The organism is Haloactinospora alba (assembly GCF_006717075.1).
Classification (GTDB): Bacteria; Actinomycetota; Actinomycetes; order Streptosporangiales; family Streptosporangiaceae; genus Haloactinospora; species Haloactinospora alba.
In genome coordinates, this window is the sequence record NZ_VFQC01000001.1 from 1,635,063 (window position 1) to 1,656,226 (window position 21,164).

Sequence of the window (21,164 nt, forward strand, 5' to 3'; positions counted from 1 at the left end):
GATGTTGATCCTTGCTGCTCCGGGACGCTTGCAGTGAGGGAGTTCCCTGTCCGGAGACCCGGGTGGCTCTGGTTCGGTTGGGTACTGGGGAGACGGTTCCTTCGCCTGCTTACGGTCGACGCCGGCCGGAGGAGAGGAGCGTTCGGTTGCCATACCCGGTTCCCGTCGGACCCCCGGAGCCGGATCCCGTGCTACTGCTGTTCGGTGCTGCCCGGAGCGGGAGAGGGGCCGGAGGTGCCCCGCGTATCGGGAGAGCCCGGTTCCGGACCGTTGCCCTTCCCAGGGAACTCTCCTCCTTCCCACGCTCCGTACTGGGACAGCACCCGACGCAGGGCGTAGACATCGTCACTGACGATGCCGTCGACACCGGCGTCGAGAAGTCGCCGCATCAGTGCGGGATCGTTGATCGTCCAGACATGGACCTGCATTCCGAGGGCATGGGCGGTGGTGAGGACATCCCTGGTAACCAGCGGGACACCATGGCTCCGCAGCGGGATCTGCACACAGGTGACTCCCCTGCGCGCCATCGGACGCAGGACCCGTGCCACTGACGCGAGCCGCAGACGCGCCACGTCCACCGGCCCGCAGGAGGTGGCCACGGGGCGTTCGAACAGGCGTCGTGCCCGGTCGAGTCGTCGCTGACTGAACGAACCGACGCACACGCGGTGCCAGGCCCGGGTGCGTCGGAGCGTGCGGAGGAGCGGATCCAGACTCCCGTCGGCCTTGAGATCGATGTTGAACCGCGCCCCCGGCCAGTTTCCGAGCAGGTCCTCCAGCAGGGGGATGGGTTCCTGTCCCCCGACCCGGGCTTCGGCCACCTCGGCATAGGGCAGCTCGCCGATGGTTCCGGTCCGGTCGGTGGCCCTGTCCAGGGTGGAGTCATGGAAAGCGAGAAGCGCGCCGTCCCGGGTCGTGTGCACGTCGGTTTCCAGGTAGCGGTAGCCGAGATCGATCGCGTGCTGGAAAGCGAGCTCCGTGTTCTCCAGCTCGGGACGGATCCGTCCCGACGCATCGGCAGGCCAGCCGCCGCGGTGGGCAAGCCCGATCGGAGCGGGGAGGTCGAGGTATTGGCTCACAGTACAAGTATGCCGACCACGAGCCGGCCACGGTGTCGCGTTGCCGGACCGTCTTTCCGTCCGTGAGTCAAAACGGTCCCACTGGCCTGCTGTTTCGCTGGACATTGCGACTCCTGTCCGGGGTGCGGACTGGATTCGCCAAAAAAATTTGGCTTCCAGCTGGCAATGAGGGCCGGTCGGAGACTCTATGCACAGTGACGGGCACGCTGTGCTCGTCCCGAGCGCAACCAACGAGTCGTTGCGAGAACACCGGTGATCCGGCGTCCCGGATCGGCATGACGGAAGGGACACGCTGATGGCCAACCATTCCCCCCGTTCGTTGCACAGGCTCCCTGTCGGACAACAGTGGGCTCGTTCCTGCCCCGCCCAGCCCCGGACCTCCCGCTCCAACCTGCAACTGTGCCGTCTGACCCAGCTCGTGGCCGAGGTGCTGGCCGGTCAGCGCCCAGCGGCCCAGATGCGCCCGCTGCTCTCCCGTCAGGCTTACCACCTGCTGTGGCGCCGTGCCGGCATCTACGCATGCACGCGTCGTCCTCGCGTGCGCAACACCCACCTGGTATCGGATTATCCGGATGTAACGGAAGTTATCGCGCTCGTCAGCGACGGGAGACGCTACAGAGCCCTCGCGCTGCGTGTGACCTTCACCGAGAGTTCCTGGGTGTGTACACACATCGAGACTGACGCGGAGCGCCGGGGAGGGTGATTCCGCGGCCCGTGGGTCTGTGGCCGTGCGAGCAACGGCCACAGACCCTGGTGGCCTGTGGAGCTTCCGTATCCGTCTTCGGGGTGGGACGTTGTGATCGGACGTGAGAAAACGTTTACATGGACTGTGTAATCGATTACATTACTGGGCCATGGCCACGATCAAGGACGTAGCCCGTGCTGCGGGAGTGTCCACCGCAACGGTGTCCCGCGTCCTCAACAACCACGGCTCGGTCACCACGGAAGCCCGCGACCGGGTGAACGAAGCCGTTCGCACGCTGGGCTACCACCCCAACTCCGCGGCCCGTACCCTGCGCTCCCACGAGGTGTCGACACTCGGTCTGGTTATCGGGGACGTCCTCAATCCCTTCTTCGCCGAGCTGGCCCGAGCCGTGGAGGACGAGGCACGCGAACACGGCTACTACGTCATCATCGGCAACGCGGACGAGAACCCCCAGTGCCAGGACGAGTACCTCGACATCCTGCTGGACCGCCGCGTGGCTGGCCTGCTCATGTGCCCCACGGCCGAGGTGTCGCCGCGTGTGGGTGAAGCGGTACGCAACGGGCATTCCCTGGTCTTCCTCGACCGGACGATTCCCGAACTCGACATTCCGACTGTGCGCAGTGAAAACGCTCAAGCCGTGCACGAGTTGGTGCGGCACCTCTGCTCCGTGGGCCATCACCGGATCGCGATCATCTCCGGTCCGGACTCGCTCGTCACCGGCCAGGAACGACTGGCAGCGTTCCGCGAGGCACTGAGGGACAACGGGTGCGAACTCCCCGCGGAGTACCTGCGGATCGGTGACTTCCAGGTGGAGAGCGGTGTCCAGGCGATGCGCTCTCTCATGGAGCTTCCGGCACCGCCGACGGCGGTGTTCGCCGCCGACAACCTGATGGCGTTGGGAGCGTTGCGCAGTATCCGCGACCAGGGACTACGTATCAGCACCGACGTCGGGATCGCTAGTTTCGACGACCTTCCCTGGTTCGAGCTGGTGGACCCTCCGATCACGGCTGTCCAGCAACGGACCGAGGAGATCGGCCGGGTGGCCGTTCGGGAACTGATCGCCTCACTGCACGGGGAACAAGCCCGTTCGTGGAAGTTCCCGTGTCGGTTCGTCCCTCGCCAATCCTGCGGAGAGCGGCACCCCTGACCACGCCGTCGGGGCTCGCCAGGAGCGTCATAAGGAGCAAGATGAACGGCCGGATGGAGCTCGCCGGTGTATCGAAGACGTTCTCCGGTGTCCGCGCGCTGGAGAACGTCGACTTCGACCTGTACTCCGGCGAAGTGCACGTGCTACTGGGAGAGAACGGTGCCGGCAAAAGCACCCTCATCAAGCTCATCTCCGGGGTGCACCGCCCCGATACCGGTGAGATCCGTCTGGACGGCGAACGGGTTCGCATGCGTGGGCCCGGTGACGCCGAACGTCTCGGGGTCGCCACGATCCACCAGGAGACCGCACTGATCCCCCGGCTTACCGTGGCGGAGAACATCTATCTGGGGCGTCCGCCGCGCCGTTTCGGGATGGTGCAGCGATCCCGGATGCGCCGCGATGCCGCGGCACTCGTCGAGAGCCTGGGGCTGTCGCTCGACGTCGATGCGGTCGTCGGTGACCTGGGGATCGCCCAGCGCCAGATGGTCGAGATCGCCAAAGCCCTGAGCGTGGACGCCCGCTTCCTCATCATGGATGAGCCCACCGCGGTGCTGAGCCGTACCGAGGCGGAACAGCTCTTCGACCTGGTCCGGGAACTGGCGGCGCAGGGAGTGGGCGTCGTCTTCATCTCCCACCTGCTGGATGAGGTGGCCGAGATCGGTGATCGCGTGACCGTACTCCGGGACGGCACCCGTGCGGGGGAGGCCTCCGCGGACGCCGGCCACGAGGAGCTGGTACGGCTCATGGTCGGCCGGTCGATCGAGCAGCAGCATCCCAAGCGCCACCATCCGCTCGGCGCACCGGTGCTCCAGGTACGCGAGCTCGGCCGTGCCGGAGCTTTCTCCCGGGTTTCCTTCGAGGCCTGTTCGGGTGAGGTCGTGGGGATCGGCGGTCTGGTCGGCGCGGGCAGGAGCGAACTCGTCCGCGCGGTTTTCGGAGCCGACCGTTATGACACTGGCGAGGTGCGTATCGACGGCGTCCGGGTACCCAGTGGCGACATCTCCGCCGCACGCAAGGCGGGACTCGCCCTGGTCCCCGAGGACCGCGCCGGCCAGGGGCTGGTATTGGGAGCCTCGGTGGAGGAGAACCTCGGGCTCGCGACGCTGTCCGACCGGTCCCGTGGCGGGTTCGTCGACCTCGCCGCCCAGCGGGAGGCTGCGGAATCCTCCATCGAGCGGCTGGGAGTGCGCGCATCGGGACTGGGCCAACCCGTCCGGACCCTGTCCGGAGGTAACCAGCAGAAGATCGTCATCGGGAAGTGGCTACTGGCCCGGCCGCGAGTACTGATCCTCGACGAACCCACCCGCGGAGTCGACGTAGGGGCGAAAGCCGAGATCTACGAGCTGCTGAACTCCCTCGCAGCTGCGGGAACCTCCGTGGTCATCGTCTCCAGCGACCTGACGGAACTGCTCGGCGTCAGTGACCGGGTCCTGGTCATGGCGGACGGAACCCTGCGCGGTGAACTCGACGGGCTCGAGGCTACTCAGGAAAGGGTCATGGCCCTGGCGGTCACGGAAGGAGAACACAGTGCCTGAGGAGAGGAAACCGGTGGGGCGGAAGAGTCAGCCTCCCGGACCCGGGAGAACCGCGGCGGTGCGCGAAGGCCGGAACTGGCTGCGGTCGCTGGCCAGGGACAACGGCGCCCTGGTCGGTCTGGTCGCCCTGGTCGCTCTGCTTTCCGTGCTGTCACCGGACTTTCTCACCCTGGACAACCTGCTGAACGTTGGCGTACAGGCGTCCGTCGTGGCGATCCTCGCCTTCGGACTGACATTCGTGATCGTCAGCGGCGGGATCGACCTGTCCGTCGGAAGCGTCGCGGGCCTGGCGGGCATCGTCACTGGCTGGGCCATCGCATCGGGCGGACTCCCCATCTGGGTGGCCGTACTGGTCGGGCTGGGGGCCGGCGCTGCCGCGGGCGCGGTCAGCGGGCTACTGGTGACGCTGGGCCGGGTTCCACCGTTCATCGCGACCCTGGCGATGCTGAGTATCGCCCGTGGCCTGGCACTGGTGATATCCGACGGCAAACCCATCACGTTCGACGGCTGGTTGGCCGAACTCGGCAGCGGAACGCTGTTCGGCGTCGTCCCCTATCCCGTGATCGTGATGCTGGCGATAGCCCTCATGACCGCGGTCGTACTGCGCCGCACCTACAGCGGACGCGCGATGTACGCGATAGGCGGAAACACGGAAGCGGCCCGACTGTCCGGGATCAAGGTCGGCCGCCAACAACTCGCGGTGTTCGCCCTGTCCGGGTTGTTCGCCGCGGTAGCCGGGGTGTTGTTGGCGTCCCGGCTGGCCTCGGCCCAGCCGGAGGCGGGCGATGGTTACGAGCTGGACGCTATCGCCGCTGTGGTCATAGGAGGAGCGAGCCTCTCCGGGGGCGTCGGGAGCGCCACGGGAACGTTCGTCGGCGCGCTCATCCTGGGAGTGCTGCGTAACGGGTTGAACCTGCTCAACGTCTCGGCCTTCTGGCAGGAGGTCATCATCGGGGTGGTCATCGCTGTCGCGGTCCTCTCCGACACACTGCGACGCAACCCCAACCTGCGCCTGCCCTCCCTGCTCCGTACACCGGGTGTACGTCGTGCAGCGGCCGTCCTCGTCGTCGCTCTCCTCATGGCCGGAGGAGCGTTCGGATACCAGCGGTACAGCGAGGACAGCACCGGAACCACGACCATCGCGGTCTCCGTGTCCACACTGAACAACCCGTTCTTCGTCGATCTCCGCGACGCGGCTCGTGCGGAGGCGCGCGAACACGACATCGAGCTGATCGTCACCGACGCGGGGAACGACTCCTCCCAGCAGGTGGACTCGGTGAACAACGCGATAGCGCAGAACGCGGACGCGATAATCGTCAACCCGGTGGACTCGGACGCGATCGTTCCCGCAGTGGAGGCCGCCAACCAGGCGGAGATCCCGTTCATCGCGGTGGACCGTTCTCCCAGCGACGGCACGGTGACGACGACGATCGCCTCGGACAACGTCGAAGGAGGGCGTGAAGGAGCACGTGAGATCGCGGACCTGGTCGGGTCAGGGGAGATCGCCGTGTTGGAGGGCCAACCGGGGACCTCGGCTGCTCGGGACCGGGGGAAGGGCTTCTCCGAGGAGATCGAGCAGTACTCCGACATTGAGGTGGTGGCGTCCCAGCCCGCTGACTTCGACCGCACCGAGGCGTTGAACGTCACCCAGAACCTCGTGCAGGCCAACCCCGGAATCGAGGGGATATTCGCCGCCAACGACGAGATGGCGCTGGGAGCGGCGAAAGCACTGGGGGACAAGGCCGGGGACGAGGTGAAGATCGTCGGGTTCGACGGTACACCTGACGGGTTGGACGCGGTCGAGAACGGCACCCAGAACGCCACCGTGGCCCAGCAGCCCAAGGAGCTCGGGCGGCAGGCGGTGCAGGAGGCCGTGACGGCGGCCGCCGAGCAGGACCTCGGTCCGGGGGAGCCGATCGCTGTTCCCGTCACCGTCGTTGACAAGGACAACCTGGCGGCCTTCCGCGAGGGGGAGTGAAGAAACCGTTCCCTGTCGGGGAGGCAGTGACCAGCGCGTGCTTTCCCGAGGTGAACGGCGGGGGAGCGGTGCTGCCGGTTCCGGGGCGGACAGGCCACTGGCGCTCCTGCCCGTTGGGTCGGTTCGTCCCCGTGCCACCGGCCGGTGGAAGGCCGTGCCGGTCCGCTGACCGGACCGGCACGGCCCCCGTCGCGGGGCATTCCGACCGGTAGCGGTGTTTGTCGTCCCGCGGCGGAACGGACCGCTGGGGTTCCGGCCGACAGGCGAGAAAACAGGTGTCCGAGACGGCCGGCCGGGTCCTGCTCGCCGGTACAGCGCAGTACCTCCCGCGCCCGGCCACTCTCACCCCTGCCGTGTGCCGTCTGGCTCGGTGCCCCGCTCCGGACCGGGGGAAGCCTCGTTGTGCTCGGGGGTCCCCTCCGAACGCGTGGAGCCCGGACCGGAACGTAGCCGTGGAGGGAGCCAGAGGGCGGCGACCAGCGCCAGAGCCACGAGCAGAGTGAGTACGAGGAAGACGTCGGAGTAGGCAGGCGCTTCCTGGCCGTACAGCGGATTGGCGGCGCCCTCGTTACCGCCCCGCCGGGCTGCCAGCAACGCTCCCATCAGAGCGGGGCCGGTGCCGGCGCCCAGGAACTGGGATCCTTGCAGGATACCCAGACCGACGCCGACCCGTGCGGGTGGCAGGGAGCCCGCGGCGGCGTTGGTGACGGTGGTGAGGACGAGGGCGATGCCCACCCCGACCCCGAGTACGCCGACGGCAGCCAGGAGGGCCGAGGCCCCTGCTCCGACACTGGACAGGAAGAGGGTGGAAGCACCGATCGCGGCCAGGCCCGCGATCGTCAGCGGCCGCGCGCCAGCGCGGTCGGCTACGCGCCCCGCCAGTGGCGAGACGAGTGCCAGGGCCACGCCGCCCGGGATCATCACCAGGCTCCCGGCTCCTGGGCTGAGACCGTTGACGTCCACGACGAGCACGGGCACGAACACCAGTGTGGCGAGGTTGGTGAACATGGCGACGAAGATGACCATGACTGCGGCCGCGTAGACCGGGCTGCCGAACAGGGACGGTGGAACGAAGGGTTGCGCGGTGCTGAGACTGCGCCACAGGAACAGCAACCCTGCCGCGGTCGCGAACAGGAGGCTGCCCCACGCCGAGGGCGCATCGAATCCGGCGGCCTGCCCCTGGGTGATTCCGAACAACACGAGGCCCGCGCTCAGGCCGAGCAGGACACCCCCGGCGATGTCGAACCGCTCCTCAGAGCCAGGAGCGTGATCCGGCAGTACCCGCAGTGACGCGGGCACCAGGACCAGGGCGCACACCAGTGTCAGCCAGAATAGCGAGGGCCAGCCGAACAGCTCTCCGAGGCCGCCACCAACGACCGGCCCGGCGGCGGTACCGACGCCGCCCGCGGCGGATATGAACCCGACACCGGTCCCTCGCTTCTCCGCGGGGAGCAGGCGCGTGACGGCGACGACGGACAGTACCGGGATGGCGCCCGCGCCGGCTCCCATCACGATCCTCCCAAGCACGACCACGAACAGGTTCGGAGCCAGCGCGCAGACCAGACTCCCGGCCGAGTAGACCAGCAGGGTCGCGCTGAACAACCGCCGTAGGCTCACGCGGTCGGCGATGCGGCCGTAGAACGGGATGCCGATGGAGAAGACCAGCAAGAAGCCCGTGACGACCCAGGCGAGCTGCGCTTCGGACGCTGCGAACTCCTCACCCATCAACGGGAGTACAAGGTTGACCATGTCGGAGGCGATGACCATCAGCAGCATCGCCGGAACGAGCACACCCAGCAACACCTGCGTCGAGACGGTTCCCTCTCGCGTTGTCGGTTCCATGAGCATCACACCTCCACGTCGATGACTGTAACTATTATTGTTACAGTTTGGGGAAAAAGAAGGAACGGGACGGGCCCGTTCCGCTCTACGGCCTGGTCAGTCCTCCGGGGCGGCTTCCCGGAGGTCCCGCGCCAGCACCCAACCGAGCATGTCGGCGATCGTGGTCTGAGCCAGTCGTTCCGTCGCCGCGTGCTCCGCCGCTGTGAACTCCGCTTCCAGGAGGCCCTGGATGTTGCGCCCCACCACACAGCTGGAACTGGGGGGATGGGCGTGCAACGAGAGCATGGGCCCCTCCTCGACGGCCCGGTAGGCGTCGCAGAGCGTGATCCCGTGCGGGCTGCGGGCCAGCCGCCACCCACCGCCGCTGCCCTCGACGGAGAACACCAACGACGCGTCCCGCAACCTGCCGAGGACGCGCCGCACCACGACCGGGTTGCTCTCCAGGCTCTCCGCGATCTCGGCTGAGGCCAGTAGCTGCTCGCCGCCGTTCCGGGCCAGTAGGGTCAACGCGTGGACCGCCACCGCACACCGACTGCTCACGGCCATCATTCACCCCCTCCGGACTGAAACAACGTTAGTTACAGTTTGTTCGGGTGTCAACGAAACCCGGGCGTCGTCCGGGATGGCCCTGATGGGGAAGTCCCTCGAGGGCGCGGTCCTCGCTCGAGTCCGGGAGACGGGAACGGGGCCGAGCGCTGCCCGTACAGTCCTCCGTCGGCCGGTCATCGAACGGGTCCGCGCACGAGACACCCTCGGACTGGGAAGTCGCGGCGGTTTCGGCCCGTTAGTGCCGTACCCGCAACTGATGCTGTTTCGGGAGCCACGGGGCCGAGGATCGGTGCAACCGCCACGGGCGGTCATTCCGTCCCCGGCGCCGTGCCGCAACGGTTAGGATCCGCTGATGGCCTCGAGCGTGCTCTGCAGGTCGGACTGGATGTCATCCGGTAGCGGAGCCGAGCCCGCCTCCTGCGAGGCCGCCGCCTGGCCTTCGTCACTGATGACGTAGCTCAGGAACGACGTGAGGCGTCGCGCCTGGTCCGCGTCTGAGTAGTCCAGGCACGCGATCTCGTAACTGACCAGCACGATCGGGTACGTCCCCGCGCTTGTGGTCCCGTAGTCCAGCTCGAGCGCGTGATCGTGCTTGTTCCCGCCCTCACGCTTGGGAGAGTCGGAAACGATGCGTGCCGCGGCCTCGGGTGAGATCCCCACGAACTCTTCACCCACGCCCACGTTGACCGTGCTCATCGACCCAACGTGGGAGTTCTCCACGTAACCGATGGTGCCCCGGCCGTTCTCGACGGCTTCCGCGACACCGCTGTTGCCCTGGGCGGCCTCTACAGGGGGGAGGGGCCACTTGTCATTGACGTCGTGGGGCCAGCTCTCTCCCGCCGCTTCCTTGAGATAGGCGGAGAAGTTCTCCGTGGTTCCGGAGTCGTCCGAACGTGAGACCGGAGCGATCCGCATGTCGGGCAGGTCCGTGTCCGGGTTGGACTCGGCTATGGCGGGATCGTTCCAGTGGGTGATCTCCTGGTTGAAGATCCGGGCGATCGTCTGCGGGGTGAGGTTGAGGGAGTCCACGCCCGGTAGGTGGAACACGACGGCGATGGGAACGACGTAAGCGGGGATGTTGACCGCGTCCGACCCCTCGCACCGCGGGGCGGCTTCGGCGTTCTCCTCGGGATCCAGGGGTGTGTCCGATCCGGCGAAACTGACTGCCCCGTCGATGAACTGGCTGCGCCCGCCTCCGGAGCCGATCGAGTCGTAGAAGACCTGAGTGTCCTCGCAGGCCGTCTGGTACCCGGCGACCCAGGTCTGCATCGCGTTCTCCTGAGCGCTGGATCCCGCTCCGGAGATGTTTCCGCTGAAGCAGCGCGCGTCCGTCGGTACCGGGACAGCACTGCTGTCCCGGACGGCATCATCGCTGCCACACCCCGCTAACAGAACCATCGTTCCGGCAAGCGCTACAGCGGAGAACGTGCGATACGCGGATGGGAGCACAGTTCCCTAAACCCTTCGTGAACGCCAATCAGTCCGGTCGCACCACCACGGTTACGGATGACGTACCGGTGACCGGACACCGAAAGAGAACCTAACAACAGGTGACGGTTTCTGCCGAATGCCCCGGCGTGTGTGAAACGCCTCACCAGCGCGTTGGGATCCTCTCAGGAGCTGGGAGCGCCCCCGAACCGTTCGGTGGTGCTCCGCAGGACCGCACGCAGCCCCAGTTCGTAACCGGTGATTCCGCAACCGGAGATGTAGCCCTGGGTGACGGGAGCGGTCACCGACGTGTGCCGGAACGACTCGCGGGCGTGGACGTTGGATATGTGAACCTCCACACACGGGGTGTCCACCGCCTCGACGGCATCCCGCAGGGCGATGCTGTAGTGCGCGAACGCCCCGGGGTTGAGGACGATACCGAGCATGCCGCGTGCCCCGTGTACGTGTTCCACGAGCACACCCTCGTGGTTGCTCTGCGCGCATGTCACCGATACACCCAGCTCCTTGCCGAGCTCGGTGACGCGTCTCTCCACGTCAGCCAGCGTGGCCGAACTGTAGTGCTCCGGATCGCGCTCACCCAGGAGGTTCAGGTTGGGCCCGTTCAGCAACAGGACCCTGTTGCGGGCAGGATCGGGTCCGGACAACGATCAACCCTTTCGACGGTGCAGACGGCCGTACTCCCGTATAAGGGGACGGGAGAAGCCTACTGCCTTCGTTTCCGCATCCCACGGTGCTGTCGGAGCGACGATCCAGGGAGCCGGTACCGGCGGATCCGGCCGGGGAAGAACCCCTTCTCTCCCTCAAGACTCCTTCCCGCGCGATGCCTCCTCCCGCCGACGGGTGCCGAGGAGACACGTGGCCAGCCGAACCATACCCCGACGTCCGGAGTCAGAGCGGCCGTTCGGCTGGCCACGTGCGGGAACCCCGTGTCTCACACGGCGGCGTAGTCGCCGCTGTCGGTTTCGAAACGAACGACGATGGACTTCGACGTCGGCGTGTTGCTGATGTCAGCCGTCGAGTCGAGCGGAACCAGAACGTTGGTCTCCGGGTAGTAGGCGGCGGCGCATCCTCGGGCCGTGGGGTAGTGGACGACACGGAAGTGGGGAGCGCGACGTTCCACTCCGTCGTCGAACTCGCTTACGAGGTCGGCGTAGGAGCCGTCCGCGAGGTCCAGTTCCCAGGCGTCGTCGGGATTGACGAACACGACACGGCGTCCGTCGTGGATACCCCGGTAGCGGTCGCTGTTCCCGTAGATCGTCGTGTTGAACTGGTCGTGGGAGCGGAGGGTCTGGAGCAGCAGTTTCCCCTCCGGCGCCTCGGGAGCCGTCGCCGCGTTGACCGTGAAGTTGGCTTTCCCGGTATGTGTGGGGAAAGCGCGTTTGTCCCGCGGCGCGTGCGGCAGTGTGAACCCGTCCGGTCGCCGCACACGCTCGTTGAAGTTGGAGAAACCGGGAATCACCTGTTCGATCCGGTCGCGGATCCGGTCGTAGTCGGCGACGAACTCCTCCCACGGTACGGAGTCGTCCCTACCCAGCACCCGCCGTGCGAGTGAGGCCACGATGTCCACCTCGGAGCGCATCTCGGGGGAGAGCGGCTCGACGGTTCCGCTCGAACCGTGCACCACGCCCATGGAGTTCTCGACAGTGACGAACTGTTCCCCGGTCTCCTGAACATCATGGTCCGAGCGGCTCAGGGCAGGAAGGATCAGCGACCGGGCTCCCGGTATCACGTGCGAGCGGTTGAGTTTCGTGGAGACGTGTGCCGTCAACCGGCACTGTCGTACAGCCTCCTCGGTAGCGCGGGTGTCCGGTGTGGCGGAAACGAAGTTTCCCCCCATAGCGAGGAAAACCCCCACTTTCCCGTCCCGCATCGCCCGAATGGTCTCCACGGTGTCGAGACCGTGGTGGCGGGGCGGGTCGAACGAGAACTCGGCACCCAACGAGTCCAGGAACGCTTTTCCCGGCCGGTCGAATATCCCCATCGTTCGGTCGCCCTGGACGTTACTGTGACCTCGTACGGGGCACACTCCCGCTCCGGTGCGACCGATGTTTCCGCGCAACAGGAGGAAGTTCACGAATTCCCTGATCGTCGGTACCGCATGGCGGTGTTGGGTTATCCCCATGGCCCAGCACACCACGATTCTCCGCGAAGCGAGTACCATCGCTACGGTCTCTTCGATGTCCTCGCGTGGAACTCCGGTGGCATGGAGGACCCGTTCCCAGAACGTTTCCTCGTCCTCCTCGAGGATGCTGCGAGCGAATTCGTCGAACCCGTGGGTGTGCGTGTCGATGAACTCGCGGTCTATGGCATCCGGGCTGTGCTCCGCGGTCTGTAGCAGAAGCCGGTTGAACGCGCTGAACAGCGCGAGGTCCCCACCTACCCTGGTCTGCAGGAACAGGTCGGTGAGCTGGGTGCCAGGGCCTATGATTCCGCGGGGCGACTGCGGGTTCTTGAACCTCTGCATCCCGGCCTCCGGGAGCGGGTTAACCGTGATGATCCTGGTTCCCGAGCGTTTCGCCTTCTCCAGTGCCGTCAGCATCCGAGGATGGTTCGTCCCGGGGTTCTGCCCGGCGACGATGAGGAGGTCAGCCTGGTATATGTCGTCCAGCAGCACGCTGCCCTTCCCGATGCCCAGGGTCTCGTCCAGAGCGGAGCTGGAGGACTCGTGGCACATGTTGGAGCAGTCGGGAAGGTTGTTGGTCCCGAACTTACGAGCGAACAGCTGGTACAGGAAAGCTGCTTCGTTGCTGGTACGTCCGGAGGTGTAGAAGGCGGCCCCGTCCGGGGAGTCGAGCGCGGAGAGTTCCTCGGCCAGTAGGTCGAACGCCTCGTCCCAACCGATCGGAACGTAGTGCTGTGCTCCCTCCTCCAGGTACATCGGATGCGTTATACGACCTTGTTGGCCAAGCCAGTAGCCGGAGCACTCAGCGAGCTCGGAGACAGAGTACCGGGAAAAGAAATCCGGGGTCAGTTTCCTACGGGTCGACTCCTCGGCGATGTGTTTGGCACCGTTCTCGCAGAATTCCACGGGATGCCGGGGGTCGGGTTCCGGCCAGGCGCATCCCGGGCAGTCGAAACCGCGTTTCTTGTTGACGTTAAGAAGGGTAAGTAGACCGCGTTTGGCCCCTGAGCTCTCCCCCGTGACACGGAGACTGTTGGCGATTGCGGGCAGCCCCACGGCGGTGTCCTCCGGGCTGCTTACACGTGGATTGTCCTGACGCGGATCGTTTCCGGGGGCTGGGGACATACTCGCTCACCTCTTCGTGGCTGGTCTCAAAGACACCTCGCGCCCCCAGTCTTTCAGGTCACGGGGGAGCGTGGCGATGGCTCTCCCGTGAGTTTCACAGCTGAGTCCCGACCTCCGCGGCTTCCAATGGAATCTACACTGTAAAGGAAAGGATAGTTAAAATAGAATAAAAGGAACAAAGAACACAACACACCAACAACAACCAGACAAAGGAACCACAACGCCATAGCATCGCCCCATGGCGACCGAGATACATACAGAGCGTCTGGTCATCCGGGAGTGGAGAGTCACGGACGCTGAGGCGGCCCTGGCGGTGTACGGCGCCGAGGACGTGGCGCGGTGGTTGGCTCCGGAGATGGAGCTCGTGACCGACGTCGCTACGATGCGCCTCGTGTTGCAGGCGTGGATCGAGGCACAGCCCAACATGGTCCCGCCCGCCGGCCGTTGGGCGCTTGTCCGCCGCGAGGACGACCAGGTGGTCGGCGGGGTCTCTCTGCGGCTGCTACCGCCCTTCGAGGAGGATTTCGAACTCAGCTGGCAGATCCGGCCCGACATGTGGGGAAGGGGCTACGCGACCGAGGCGAGCCGCCCGCTGGTCCGATGGGCGTTTGGCCAGGGAGTCGAGGAACTTTTTGCGGTGGCGCGTCCGAACAACACGAGGGCCATAGCAACGGCGCGAGGTTTGGGAATGGAATGGGTCGGAGAAACTGATAAATACTATGGCATACTCCTCCAGGTGTTTCGCGTCCGCCCTGACGACATCAGGGAAGGGGTATAAAAACAGGAGTGCCAGCGGACGGGAGAACAGGGGAGGGGTGAACGGAAAGTGGCGGAGGAAGGGCTGGGAACGACCCCGGGCGTTTACTTTTGCAAATTCAGCTGGAAATGTTTCCGGACCCTACGGGTATACTGACGCGCCCCGGGGAGTGGCCCCGGGGTGGAGGAACCCGCGGCCACGGTCGCCGAGGACGAGCGTCCGACCGTCGTATGCACGAGGAGGGAGGTCGAGAGAGCGAAGCTGAGCTATGGCTTCGCTGCTGCGTGGATCACTATACGCGTGAACGCGGCGCTGGATTCGGTAGGGATGACGTCCACGGACCCTTCCACCCTCGCGGAAGGGAAGACCCCGTGCAACGTCATTGCGGGATACCTCCATGACCATCTTCTCGTTCCCTATGGCTCAGGTGAGCGTGCTCTGACGGTTCTGCGCTCCCTTTCTCAGGGGACGGGGCAGAACGTGTCCGAACATACAGGATCCTCGCTTTGCCGTTACCCCTACGGAGCCTGTCGGAGACAGCGACGAAGCGGCGTTTCTCGTTCGTCCTGCGGCCGTTCTATGGTTTGAACGCGACCCCCGAGTGCTCCCAGATGCGCTGTCCGGGGTCCTGCGGAACCCGGGAGGGATGACGTTCCGGTGCGCGCCATGTTGCGCAGTCGACCTCTCCGGGGTCGACGACGTTCAGACCCTGGAACACCCTTCCCGCCTCCTCGGGAGTACGCACCCGGCCCCACTCGGTACCCAGCGAGTGCACCTTGTCAGTAAGCCACTGGCGGGATTCCGCCTCGTTGGAGACCAGGTGCGAGTAGATCAACGCGGACCCCGGGGTCAGGCGGTCGAATATACGGTGCACCAGACCAAAAGGATCCTGTTCGTCGGGTATGCAATGCAGCATTGATACCAGCATGACACACACCGGCCGGTCGAAGTCGAGAATCGAGGTGGAAACCGACTCTTCCAACACCGCGTCGGTGTCCGTGATGTCAGCTGTGATGACGCTCGTATTTGGATTGTCCTCGAGTATGGCCCGACCGTGAGCGAGGACGATCGGGTCTTTGTCAACATAAATGACCCGGGCGTCCGGATTCACTCGCTGAGCGACCTCATGAGTGTTTTCTGCTGTTGGTAGACCGGCGCCGAGATCCAGGAACTGGTCTATTCCTTCGTGCGATACGTACTCGACAGCGCGGCTGAGAAAAGCCCGGTTGTCATGACTGAACCGGAACATCTCCGGTATCTGTTTCAGCATCTCCTCCACGGCGCGACGATCGATCTCAAAATTGTCCTTCCCTTTGAGAAGATAGTCGTACATGCGGGCGACGCTCGGCGTCTTCATGTCGATCTCTGGAGGGAAATCGTTCCTTGTTTGGTGTTCCGTCATAACCCGACACCACCTTCGCTGCTGATCGTATGCTCCGATGCTTACCCTAACCACAGGATCGCACAGTGGGAGGGGGAGGAAGTCAAACAACTGAACATAATTTGCACCTGTGCGTCCTATTCGTCCGATTTGTGTTTCTGCGGTGCGGCGCATGATCCGAGCGGACCTGGAAAGAGGGGAGGAACGGAACGAGAGCCTGGTACGAAACAGTGGGGTAAGGGGGGAACGGACTGTGCGAGCCGTGCAGTACACCAACGTCGGCGACCCTCCCAGGGTCACCGACGTTCCGGTTCCCGAACCGGGGCCGGGACAACTGGTGTTGAGGGTTACCGCGGCCGGAGTGTGCCATTCGGACCTGGCGGTGATGAGTTGGCCGGCCGACGGCTTCCCGTACCCGCTCCCGTTGACGCTGGGACACGAGGCCGCTGGTCGTGTCGAGGCGCTGGGAGACGGTGTCCACGGTGTCTCCGAGGGTGAGTCCGTCGTGGTCTACGGTCCGTGGGGGTGCGGGTTGTGCCGGAACTGCTCACGTGGCATGGAGAACTACTGTCCCCACGCCGGGAGGTTGGGGATCAGGCCCCCGGGGCTGGGAGCTCCCGGTGCGTTGGCCGAGTACCTCCTGGTGGACGCGGAACGTCACGTGGTTCCCATCGGGGGTATGGATCCTGTGGAAACCGTTCCTCTCACGGATGCGGGGCTGACGCCGTACCACGTGGTCAAACGCTCCCTTGACCGGCTGTTCCCGGGAAGCACGGCGGTCGTTATCGGTGCTGGGGGGCTGGGACATGTGGCTATCCAGCTGCTGCGCGCCGTCTCGTCCGCGACAGTGGTCGCTTTGGACACCCGTGAGCAGAGTCGGGAACTGGCGCGGCAGAGCGGAGCCCACCACGTTTTTCCCTCGAACACCGACGCCGCGGAACACCTGCGGGACCTGACAGGGGGAGCCGGTGCGGACGCGGTGTTCGACTTCGTCGGGGCAAAGGCAACCACGGATATGGCGTCCAGGATGGCCGGGATGGATTCCGACGTGAACATAGTCGGAATTGCTGACGGCTCATTTCCCGTGTCGTTCGGTTCGGTCCCTTTCGGGACTCGTGCTGCCATAACCTACTGGGGAGGGAGGCCGGAGCTCATCGAGCTGATCGACCTGGCGGCCAGAGGGGCGGTTTCGGTGGAGGTTCAGCGTTTCTCCCTGGAGGACGGGCCCCGGGTGTACGAAAGGATGAGGTCCGGAGACATCCACGGGCGCGCTGTGATTGTCCCGGGCGCTTAGCCGGCCGTTTCTGGAGCCAGGAATTTCTCTGCTTTCCTCGTGCGTGTGAAGAGATGTCGTAAAAAATCTACACTGTAAAGGTAGTGGTTTGTTACACTAAAAAAGTGCTCAGAACAACAAAGGTGACGAGATACACAACACCTCTACGAGAAGGAGGATCGCTTCCCGGACTCGTCGAAGCCGATGACCTGGGGATGTACGTCGTCAAGTTCCTGGCGGCGGGACAGGGGCGTAAGACCCTGATCGCCGAGGTCATCGCCGGAGAACTGGCACGTCGACTGGGCCTGCCGGTTCCGAGGCTGGTGCTGGCACAGTTCGACGCCGTCATAGCCCGGGGAGAACCGGATCCGGAGGTGCAGGAACTGCTGAGGGCCTCCGACGGAACCAACCTGGGGATGGACTTCCTGCCAGGAGCTCTGGGATTCGACCCTCTCGTGTTCGACATCGATCCGGATCTGGCGGGACGCGTCGTTTGGTTTGACGCGTTCGTGAACAATGTGGATCGCACCTGGCGCAATCCGAACATGCTGGTTTGGCATGACCGGCCGTACCTGATCGACCACGGCGCGACCTTGATATTCCACCACAACTGGCAGGGAGCCGACTCCTCCGTACGGCGGCCGTACGACGTTTCCGAGCATGTCCTCCTCACCGTCGCTCCCGATCTCGCCGCGGCTGATGAGAAGTTACGGAAACGGGTCGACCGCAGGTTGTTGGAGGATGTGGTCGCTCTGGTCCCGGACGAATGGTTGGAGGGTGAACCGGGCTTCGGCTCTGCCGCGGAAGTGCGGGACGCTTACGTCAAGTACCTCCTCACCCGAGCCGAGACGTACGACTGGCTTCCGGAGGTATCACAGTGAGCCGACAAGTCTTCGAGTACGCTCTGGTCCGTGTCGTCCCCCGGCCCGAGCGTGGTGAGCTGCTCAACGCTGGAGTCATCGTGTACTGCAAGCCACTGGGTTTCCTGGGGGCCTGTTGCGCACTGGACGTCGAACGACTCCACGCGTTGGACGCCACAGCCGATGTCCACGGTGTGCAGCGGTATCTGGCTTCGGTGGAGACGATATGTCGCGGCGACCAGAGCGCTGGTGCCGTGGCCCGGGAGGATCCGGGACGCCGGTTCCGCTGGCTCACGGCACCGCGCAGCACGGTTGTCCAACCGGGGCCGGTGCATACCGGGCTTACCGCCGATCCGGAAGAGGAACTGGAGCGGTTGGTGGACCTGCTGGTGCGGTGAGACACCGGTGGCCCATCACCCGTGAGGAACCGTTCTGCGGAACGCGGTCACCCCGCGTTGCCCGCGGCCCAGCCACACGCACCGAGCACGGCAGGTCCCTCCCGGCCATGTGCCGGTGGTGGGCACGCCTGTTCCTCAACCCCCCGGGGGCGTTGGAAGTCGGGAGCGGCCGCCGCCTATGGCGGCTCGGTACACAGCGGCCCACGGGTTGGTGAGGGTCCGAGATCGTTGCTTCGTTGCCGTCCGACTCCCGGGCACGTGACGGGTTTGGGGCGGTTGCGGCGATCGGGAGCGTCGACGCTTCGGACGGTGGTTCACACCGTGTCCGTGATCCGGTGGGCCGTGCCGTGGCGTTCCCGACCATTCGGGGGCACGGGCCATACACTGCGCCCGACGGTGTCGATACGGGGGGCGTGTCGTGCTCGGGGCAGGGGACGGAAACGATGGCGCGGCGGGGTGGCCCCTGGGGGTTACCTCTTCGGCCGGTGTGGCGGTGCTCTTCCTGATCCTGCGGTTCATGGCCGTTGCCGACTGGGACTGGAACACGGCCTCCGCGGTGGTGGACACCGTCGATTTCGGCGGCGTGCTCGGGATCGTTTTCGGCACCCTCATGGGCGATGCGACTTTCACCGGGGTGTTGGTGGCCTGGATTCTGGCGATCGCTTCCGTGGATCTTGCCTGGCCACCTGCGGGGCGGAGCCGGGAGTGGAGGACCCTGTTGCTGGTCGCTCCGCTCGGCGCCGTCATGGTCGCGCTGGTATCGACCTTCCATATGTGGTGGTTGCTGCTGGTTGTGGTCCTGGTCGCCGCGGTTGTCGTTGGCGCGCGCCTTACCTGGCGCACCGGTCGTTCCCATAACGTCGTTCTGGCGGTCTTCCGTAGTTTCACCCTGTCGTCGGTGATCGCGGTTCTGGCACTCGCCGTCCTGGTGCAGACGCCGTGGATGGGGCTCGAGCGCATCGATACGAAGAGTCGCGGGGTCATCGTCGGCTACGTGTTCGACACCGAGCCGGGGTTCATCAAGGTACTGACCGAGGAGGAACGCGAGTTCACCATCCTGACCACCACGGATGTGGTTTCCCGGACTCTGGTGGAGAACTGATCCCGGTTGTGGGACTTGCCGCTGTGTCGCTCGCGCACCGGGGAGGGGCGGTCTGCTGTGGTGTCGACGGTGGTTGGGGTGCATCGCTGATGGTCGGAGGTCGGTGGCCCGCTCGTTTGATTAGTTAGCCTAGCTAATTTTATGGTGGGCGGGTGACGTTACAGCCCCACGGCCTGACCTCCGAGCTTTATTCGGTTCTGCGCGGACTGGTGTTGGTGATGCGGCAGGCCGCTGCCGACCAGCGTGTTTCCTCGCAGCACCTGGCGATTCTGGGATCGCTGGAGTCAGGGAATCGGCGGGTCACGGCCCTGGCCGAGGAGCACGGCGTTCGGACCCCGACGATGACCGCCCACATCTCCAAGCTCGAGGAGATGGGGGCGGTGAGGCGGGACAGTGATGCCGGGGACGCTCGCGTCGTGGTCGTGGAGCTGAGCGAGTACGGGCGGCAGCTGCTCTCGGAGGGCAAGTCTGCCCGGATGGCTGATCTTGAGGCGCGTCTGCAGCAGTTGAGCGCTGCGGAGCGGGAAGCCGTGGAGGCCGCCCTGCCCGCGCTGGCCAAGTTGAGCGGGCGGCGGCACTAGGGCCGTCTGGTCGGTTCCGTTGTTGGTTACGGAGGTTACGGGGTCATCATGTCCGACAGCAGTGCGTTATCCATCCCTTCGGAAACGTCCCGGGGCGTGGGCCGGGCGAGTCCGTGGCGTCAACCGGTGTCGGTGTGGGCGACCGCGTTCGCCGCGGTCGTCGCCTTCATGGGGATAGGTCTGGTTGACCCGATCCTTCCGTCCATCGCCGAAGGGTTGGACGCGGCCCCGAGCCAGGTGTCGCTCCTGTTCACCAGTTACTTTCTGGTCACCGCGGTGGCGATGTTGGTGACGGGTTTCGTCTCCAGCAGGATCGGGGGCAAGAAGGCGCTCCTGTTGGGCTTGGCACTGGTGGTGGTGTTCGCTGCCCTGTCGGGGATGTCCACCTCGGTGGGCGAGCTGGTCGCGTTCCGTGCCGGCTGGGGGCTGGGCAACGCGATGTTCATCGCTACGGCGCTTGCCGTGATCGTGGGCGCAGCCAGTGGTGGTACGGAGTCGGCGATCGTGCTGTACGAGGCGGCGCTGGGGGTCGGTATCGCTTCCGGGCCGTTGATGGGTGCGGTCCTGGGGGATTGGCACTGGCGTGGCCCGTTCTTCGGTACTGCCGTGCTGATGGCCGTCGGATTCGTGCTCATTTCCGTTCTGCTGCGGGAGCAGGCCAGGCCCATGGTTCGGACCCGGATCAGTGATCCGTTGCGCGCGCTGGCGCACGGCGGCCTTTCCACGACCGCTTTTACCGCTCTGTTCTACAATTTCGCCTTCTTTACCATACTGGCGTTCACACCATTCATGTTGGGAATGTCGCCCTATGGTATCGGTACGGTCTTTTTCTCCTGGGGTGTGCTGGTAGCGGTCTCGTCGGTGTTCGTTGCGCCACGACTGCAGGAGCGGGTCGGAATGGTTCCCACACTGCATCTGGCGTTGGGAGCGCTACTGGTCCTGCAGGTAGCGATCGTTGCCGCCGGAGCGTTCGCGCCCGGATGGGCCGTCGTGGTGTTCGTGGTAGGGACCGGGGTTCCCATCGGTCTGAACAACACAGTGTTCACGGAGGCCGCGATGGAGGTGTCCGACGCTCCCCGGTCGGTCGCATCCGCGGGCTACAACTTCGTCCGGTGGATGGGGGGAGCCATGGCACCGTTCATCGCGACGAAACTGGGCGAGGAGGTCAGTCCGCTCCTTCCCTACTGCGTGGGGGCCGTGTGCTGTGCGGCGGCGGTCGGACTTCTGGTGCTGCGTCGCCATCATCTGGGAGCGTTGGCTGCCCACTAGCCGCCAGCGGGCGC

Annotated in this window: 18 protein-coding genes; 11 read left to right on the forward strand and 7 right to left on the reverse strand. The window is 65.4% G+C overall.

The window, feature by feature from the left end; all coding sequences use genetic code 11:
• Positions 1-191: 191 nt before the first annotated feature.
• A complete protein-coding gene (locus FHX37_RS07355; protein ID WP_246062167.1) occupies positions 192-1,076 on the reverse strand; it encodes a glycerophosphodiester phosphodiesterase in 885 nt (294 codons plus the stop codon).
• A 295-nt stretch (positions 1,077-1,371) separates the two neighbouring features.
• On the opposite strand from FHX37_RS07355, the gene FHX37_RS07360 reads away from it, so the two are divergent.
• The 4 genes from FHX37_RS07360 to FHX37_RS07375 all read left to right on the forward strand — a co-directional run bounded on the left by FHX37_RS07360 (position 1,372) and on the right by FHX37_RS07375 (position 6,442).
• Entirely contained in the window at positions 1,372-1,779 is a 408-nt protein-coding gene (locus FHX37_RS07360; protein WP_246062168.1) for an Rv3235 family protein, read from the forward strand.
• A 151-nt stretch (positions 1,780-1,930) separates the two neighbouring features.
• A complete protein-coding gene (locus FHX37_RS07365) occupies positions 1,931-2,929 on the forward strand; it encodes a LacI family DNA-binding transcriptional regulator (RefSeq protein ID WP_141923026.1) in 999 nt (332 codons plus the stop codon).
• A 41-nt stretch (positions 2,930-2,970) separates the two neighbouring features.
• The gene (locus tag FHX37_RS07370) at positions 2,971-4,464 is read left to right on the forward strand and encodes a sugar ABC transporter ATP-binding protein (protein WP_141923028.1); all 1,494 of its coding nucleotides are present in this window, start codon (positions 2,971-2,973) and stop codon (positions 4,462-4,464) included.
• The gene (locus tag FHX37_RS07375) at positions 4,457-6,442 is read left to right on the forward strand and encodes an ABC transporter permease/substrate-binding protein (protein ID WP_246062169.1); all 1,986 of its coding nucleotides are present in this window, start codon (positions 4,457-4,459) and stop codon (positions 6,440-6,442) included. The genes FHX37_RS07370 and FHX37_RS07375 overlap by 8 nt, the downstream gene beginning before the upstream one ends.
• Positions 6,443-6,784: 342 nt before the next feature.
• Here the strand turns inward: FHX37_RS07375 and FHX37_RS07380 are convergent, their stop codons facing one another.
• From FHX37_RS07380 to FHX37_RS07400, 5 genes are all read right to left on the reverse strand, one after another.
• Positions 6,785-8,284, reverse strand: coding sequence for an MFS transporter (locus FHX37_RS07380; RefSeq protein WP_141923030.1), 1,500 nt, complete (start codon positions 8,282-8,284; stop codon positions 6,785-6,787).
• A 96-nt stretch (positions 8,285-8,380) separates the two neighbouring features.
• Positions 8,381-8,824, reverse strand: a complete 444-nt coding sequence (locus FHX37_RS07385; RefSeq protein ID WP_211351762.1) for an Rrf2 family transcriptional regulator — start codon at positions 8,822-8,824, stop codon at positions 8,381-8,383.
• A gap of 348 nt (positions 8,825-9,172) precedes the next feature.
• Positions 9,173-10,231, reverse strand: coding sequence for a phosphate ABC transporter substrate-binding protein PstS (pstS, locus tag FHX37_RS07390; RefSeq protein WP_141923034.1), 1,059 nt, complete (start codon positions 10,229-10,231; stop codon positions 9,173-9,175).
• A 215-nt stretch (positions 10,232-10,446) separates the two neighbouring features.
• The gene (gene aroQ / locus FHX37_RS07395) at positions 10,447-10,926 is read right to left on the reverse strand and encodes a type II 3-dehydroquinate dehydratase (RefSeq protein ID WP_141923036.1); all 480 of its coding nucleotides are present in this window, start codon (positions 10,924-10,926) and stop codon (positions 10,447-10,449) included.
• Positions 10,927-11,213: 287 nt separating this feature from the next.
• The gene (locus FHX37_RS07400) at positions 11,214-13,529 is read right to left on the reverse strand and encodes an FdhF/YdeP family oxidoreductase (protein ID WP_141923038.1); all 2,316 of its coding nucleotides are present in this window, start codon (positions 13,527-13,529) and stop codon (positions 11,214-11,216) included.
• A gap of 238 nt (positions 13,530-13,767) precedes the next feature.
• On the opposite strand from FHX37_RS07400, the gene FHX37_RS07405 reads away from it, so the two are divergent.
• Positions 13,768-14,307, forward strand: coding sequence for a GNAT family N-acetyltransferase (locus tag FHX37_RS07405; protein ID WP_141923040.1), 540 nt, complete (start codon positions 13,768-13,770; stop codon positions 14,305-14,307).
• 556 nt (positions 14,308-14,863) lie between these two features.
• Here the strand turns inward: FHX37_RS07405 and FHX37_RS07410 are convergent.
• Entirely contained in the window at positions 14,864-15,688 is an 825-nt protein-coding gene (locus tag FHX37_RS07410) for an SAM-dependent methyltransferase (protein ID WP_141923043.1), read from the reverse strand.
• Positions 15,689-15,920: 232 nt separating this feature from the next.
• Here FHX37_RS07410 and FHX37_RS07415 point away from each other — a divergent pair, with 232 nt between their 5' ends.
• The 6 genes from FHX37_RS07415 to FHX37_RS07440 all read left to right on the forward strand — a co-directional run bounded on the left by FHX37_RS07415 (position 15,921) and on the right by FHX37_RS07440 (position 21,150).
• The gene (locus FHX37_RS07415) at positions 15,921-16,961 is read left to right on the forward strand and encodes an NAD(P)-dependent alcohol dehydrogenase (protein ID WP_141923045.1); all 1,041 of its coding nucleotides are present in this window, start codon (positions 15,921-15,923) and stop codon (positions 16,959-16,961) included.
• A 122-nt stretch (positions 16,962-17,083) separates the two neighbouring features.
• Positions 17,084-17,821 (forward strand): HipA family kinase, encoded by a 738-nt coding sequence (locus FHX37_RS07420; protein WP_246062170.1) that lies wholly within the window; start codon positions 17,084-17,086, stop codon positions 17,819-17,821.
• Positions 17,818-18,198 carry a DUF3037 domain-containing protein gene (locus FHX37_RS07425; protein WP_141923049.1) on the forward strand — a complete coding sequence of 127 codons (381 nt, stop codon included), beginning with the start codon at positions 17,818-17,820 and terminating at the stop codon, positions 18,196-18,198. Before FHX37_RS07420 ends, FHX37_RS07425 begins: the two co-directional genes overlap by 4 nt.
• A gap of 487 nt (positions 18,199-18,685) precedes the next feature.
• Positions 18,686-19,300: a hypothetical protein gene (locus tag FHX37_RS07430; protein WP_141923051.1), complete on the forward strand. Its 615-nt coding sequence runs from the start codon at positions 18,686-18,688 to the stop codon at positions 19,298-19,300.
• Positions 19,301-19,452: 152 nt separating this feature from the next.
• On the forward strand, positions 19,453-19,881 hold the full coding sequence (locus FHX37_RS07435) for a MarR family winged helix-turn-helix transcriptional regulator (RefSeq protein ID WP_246062171.1): 429 nt from the start codon (positions 19,453-19,455) through the stop codon (positions 19,879-19,881).
• A 126-nt stretch (positions 19,882-20,007) separates the two neighbouring features.
• Positions 20,008-21,150, forward strand: a complete 1,143-nt coding sequence (locus tag FHX37_RS07440) for an MFS transporter (RefSeq protein ID WP_246062172.1) — start codon at positions 20,008-20,010, stop codon at positions 21,148-21,150.
• Positions 21,151-21,164 lie beyond the last annotated feature (14 nt).

Excerpts from the sequence above, each read along its gene's own strand:
- FHX37_RS07360 (WP_246062168.1), top strand. The coding sequence starts at position 1,372 with ATGGCCAACCATTCCCCCCGTTCGTTGCACAGGCTCCCTGTCGGACAA.
- FHX37_RS07365 (WP_141923026.1), top strand. The coding sequence starts at position 1,931 with ATGGCCACGATCAAGGACGTAGCCCGTGCTGCGGGAGTGTCCACCGCA.
- FHX37_RS07370 (WP_141923028.1), top strand. The coding sequence starts at position 2,971 with ATGAACGGCCGGATGGAGCTCGCCGGTGTATCGAAGACGTTCTCCGGT.
- FHX37_RS07380 (WP_141923030.1), bottom strand. The coding sequence starts at position 8,284 with ATGGAACCGACAACGCGAGAGGGAACCGTCTCGACGCAGGTGTTGCTG.
- pstS (WP_141923034.1), bottom strand. The coding sequence starts at position 10,231 with ATGGTTCTGTTAGCGGGGTGTGGCAGCGATGATGCCGTCCGGGACAGC.
- FHX37_RS07400 (WP_141923038.1), bottom strand. The coding sequence starts at position 13,529 with ATGTCCCCAGCCCCCGGAAACGATCCGCGTCAGGACAATCCACGTGTA.
- FHX37_RS07405 (WP_141923040.1), top strand. The coding sequence starts at position 13,768 with ATGGCGACCGAGATACATACAGAGCGTCTGGTCATCCGGGAGTGGAGA.
- FHX37_RS07410 (WP_141923043.1), bottom strand. The coding sequence starts at position 15,688 with ATGACGGAACACCAAACAAGGAACGATTTCCCTCCAGAGATCGACATG.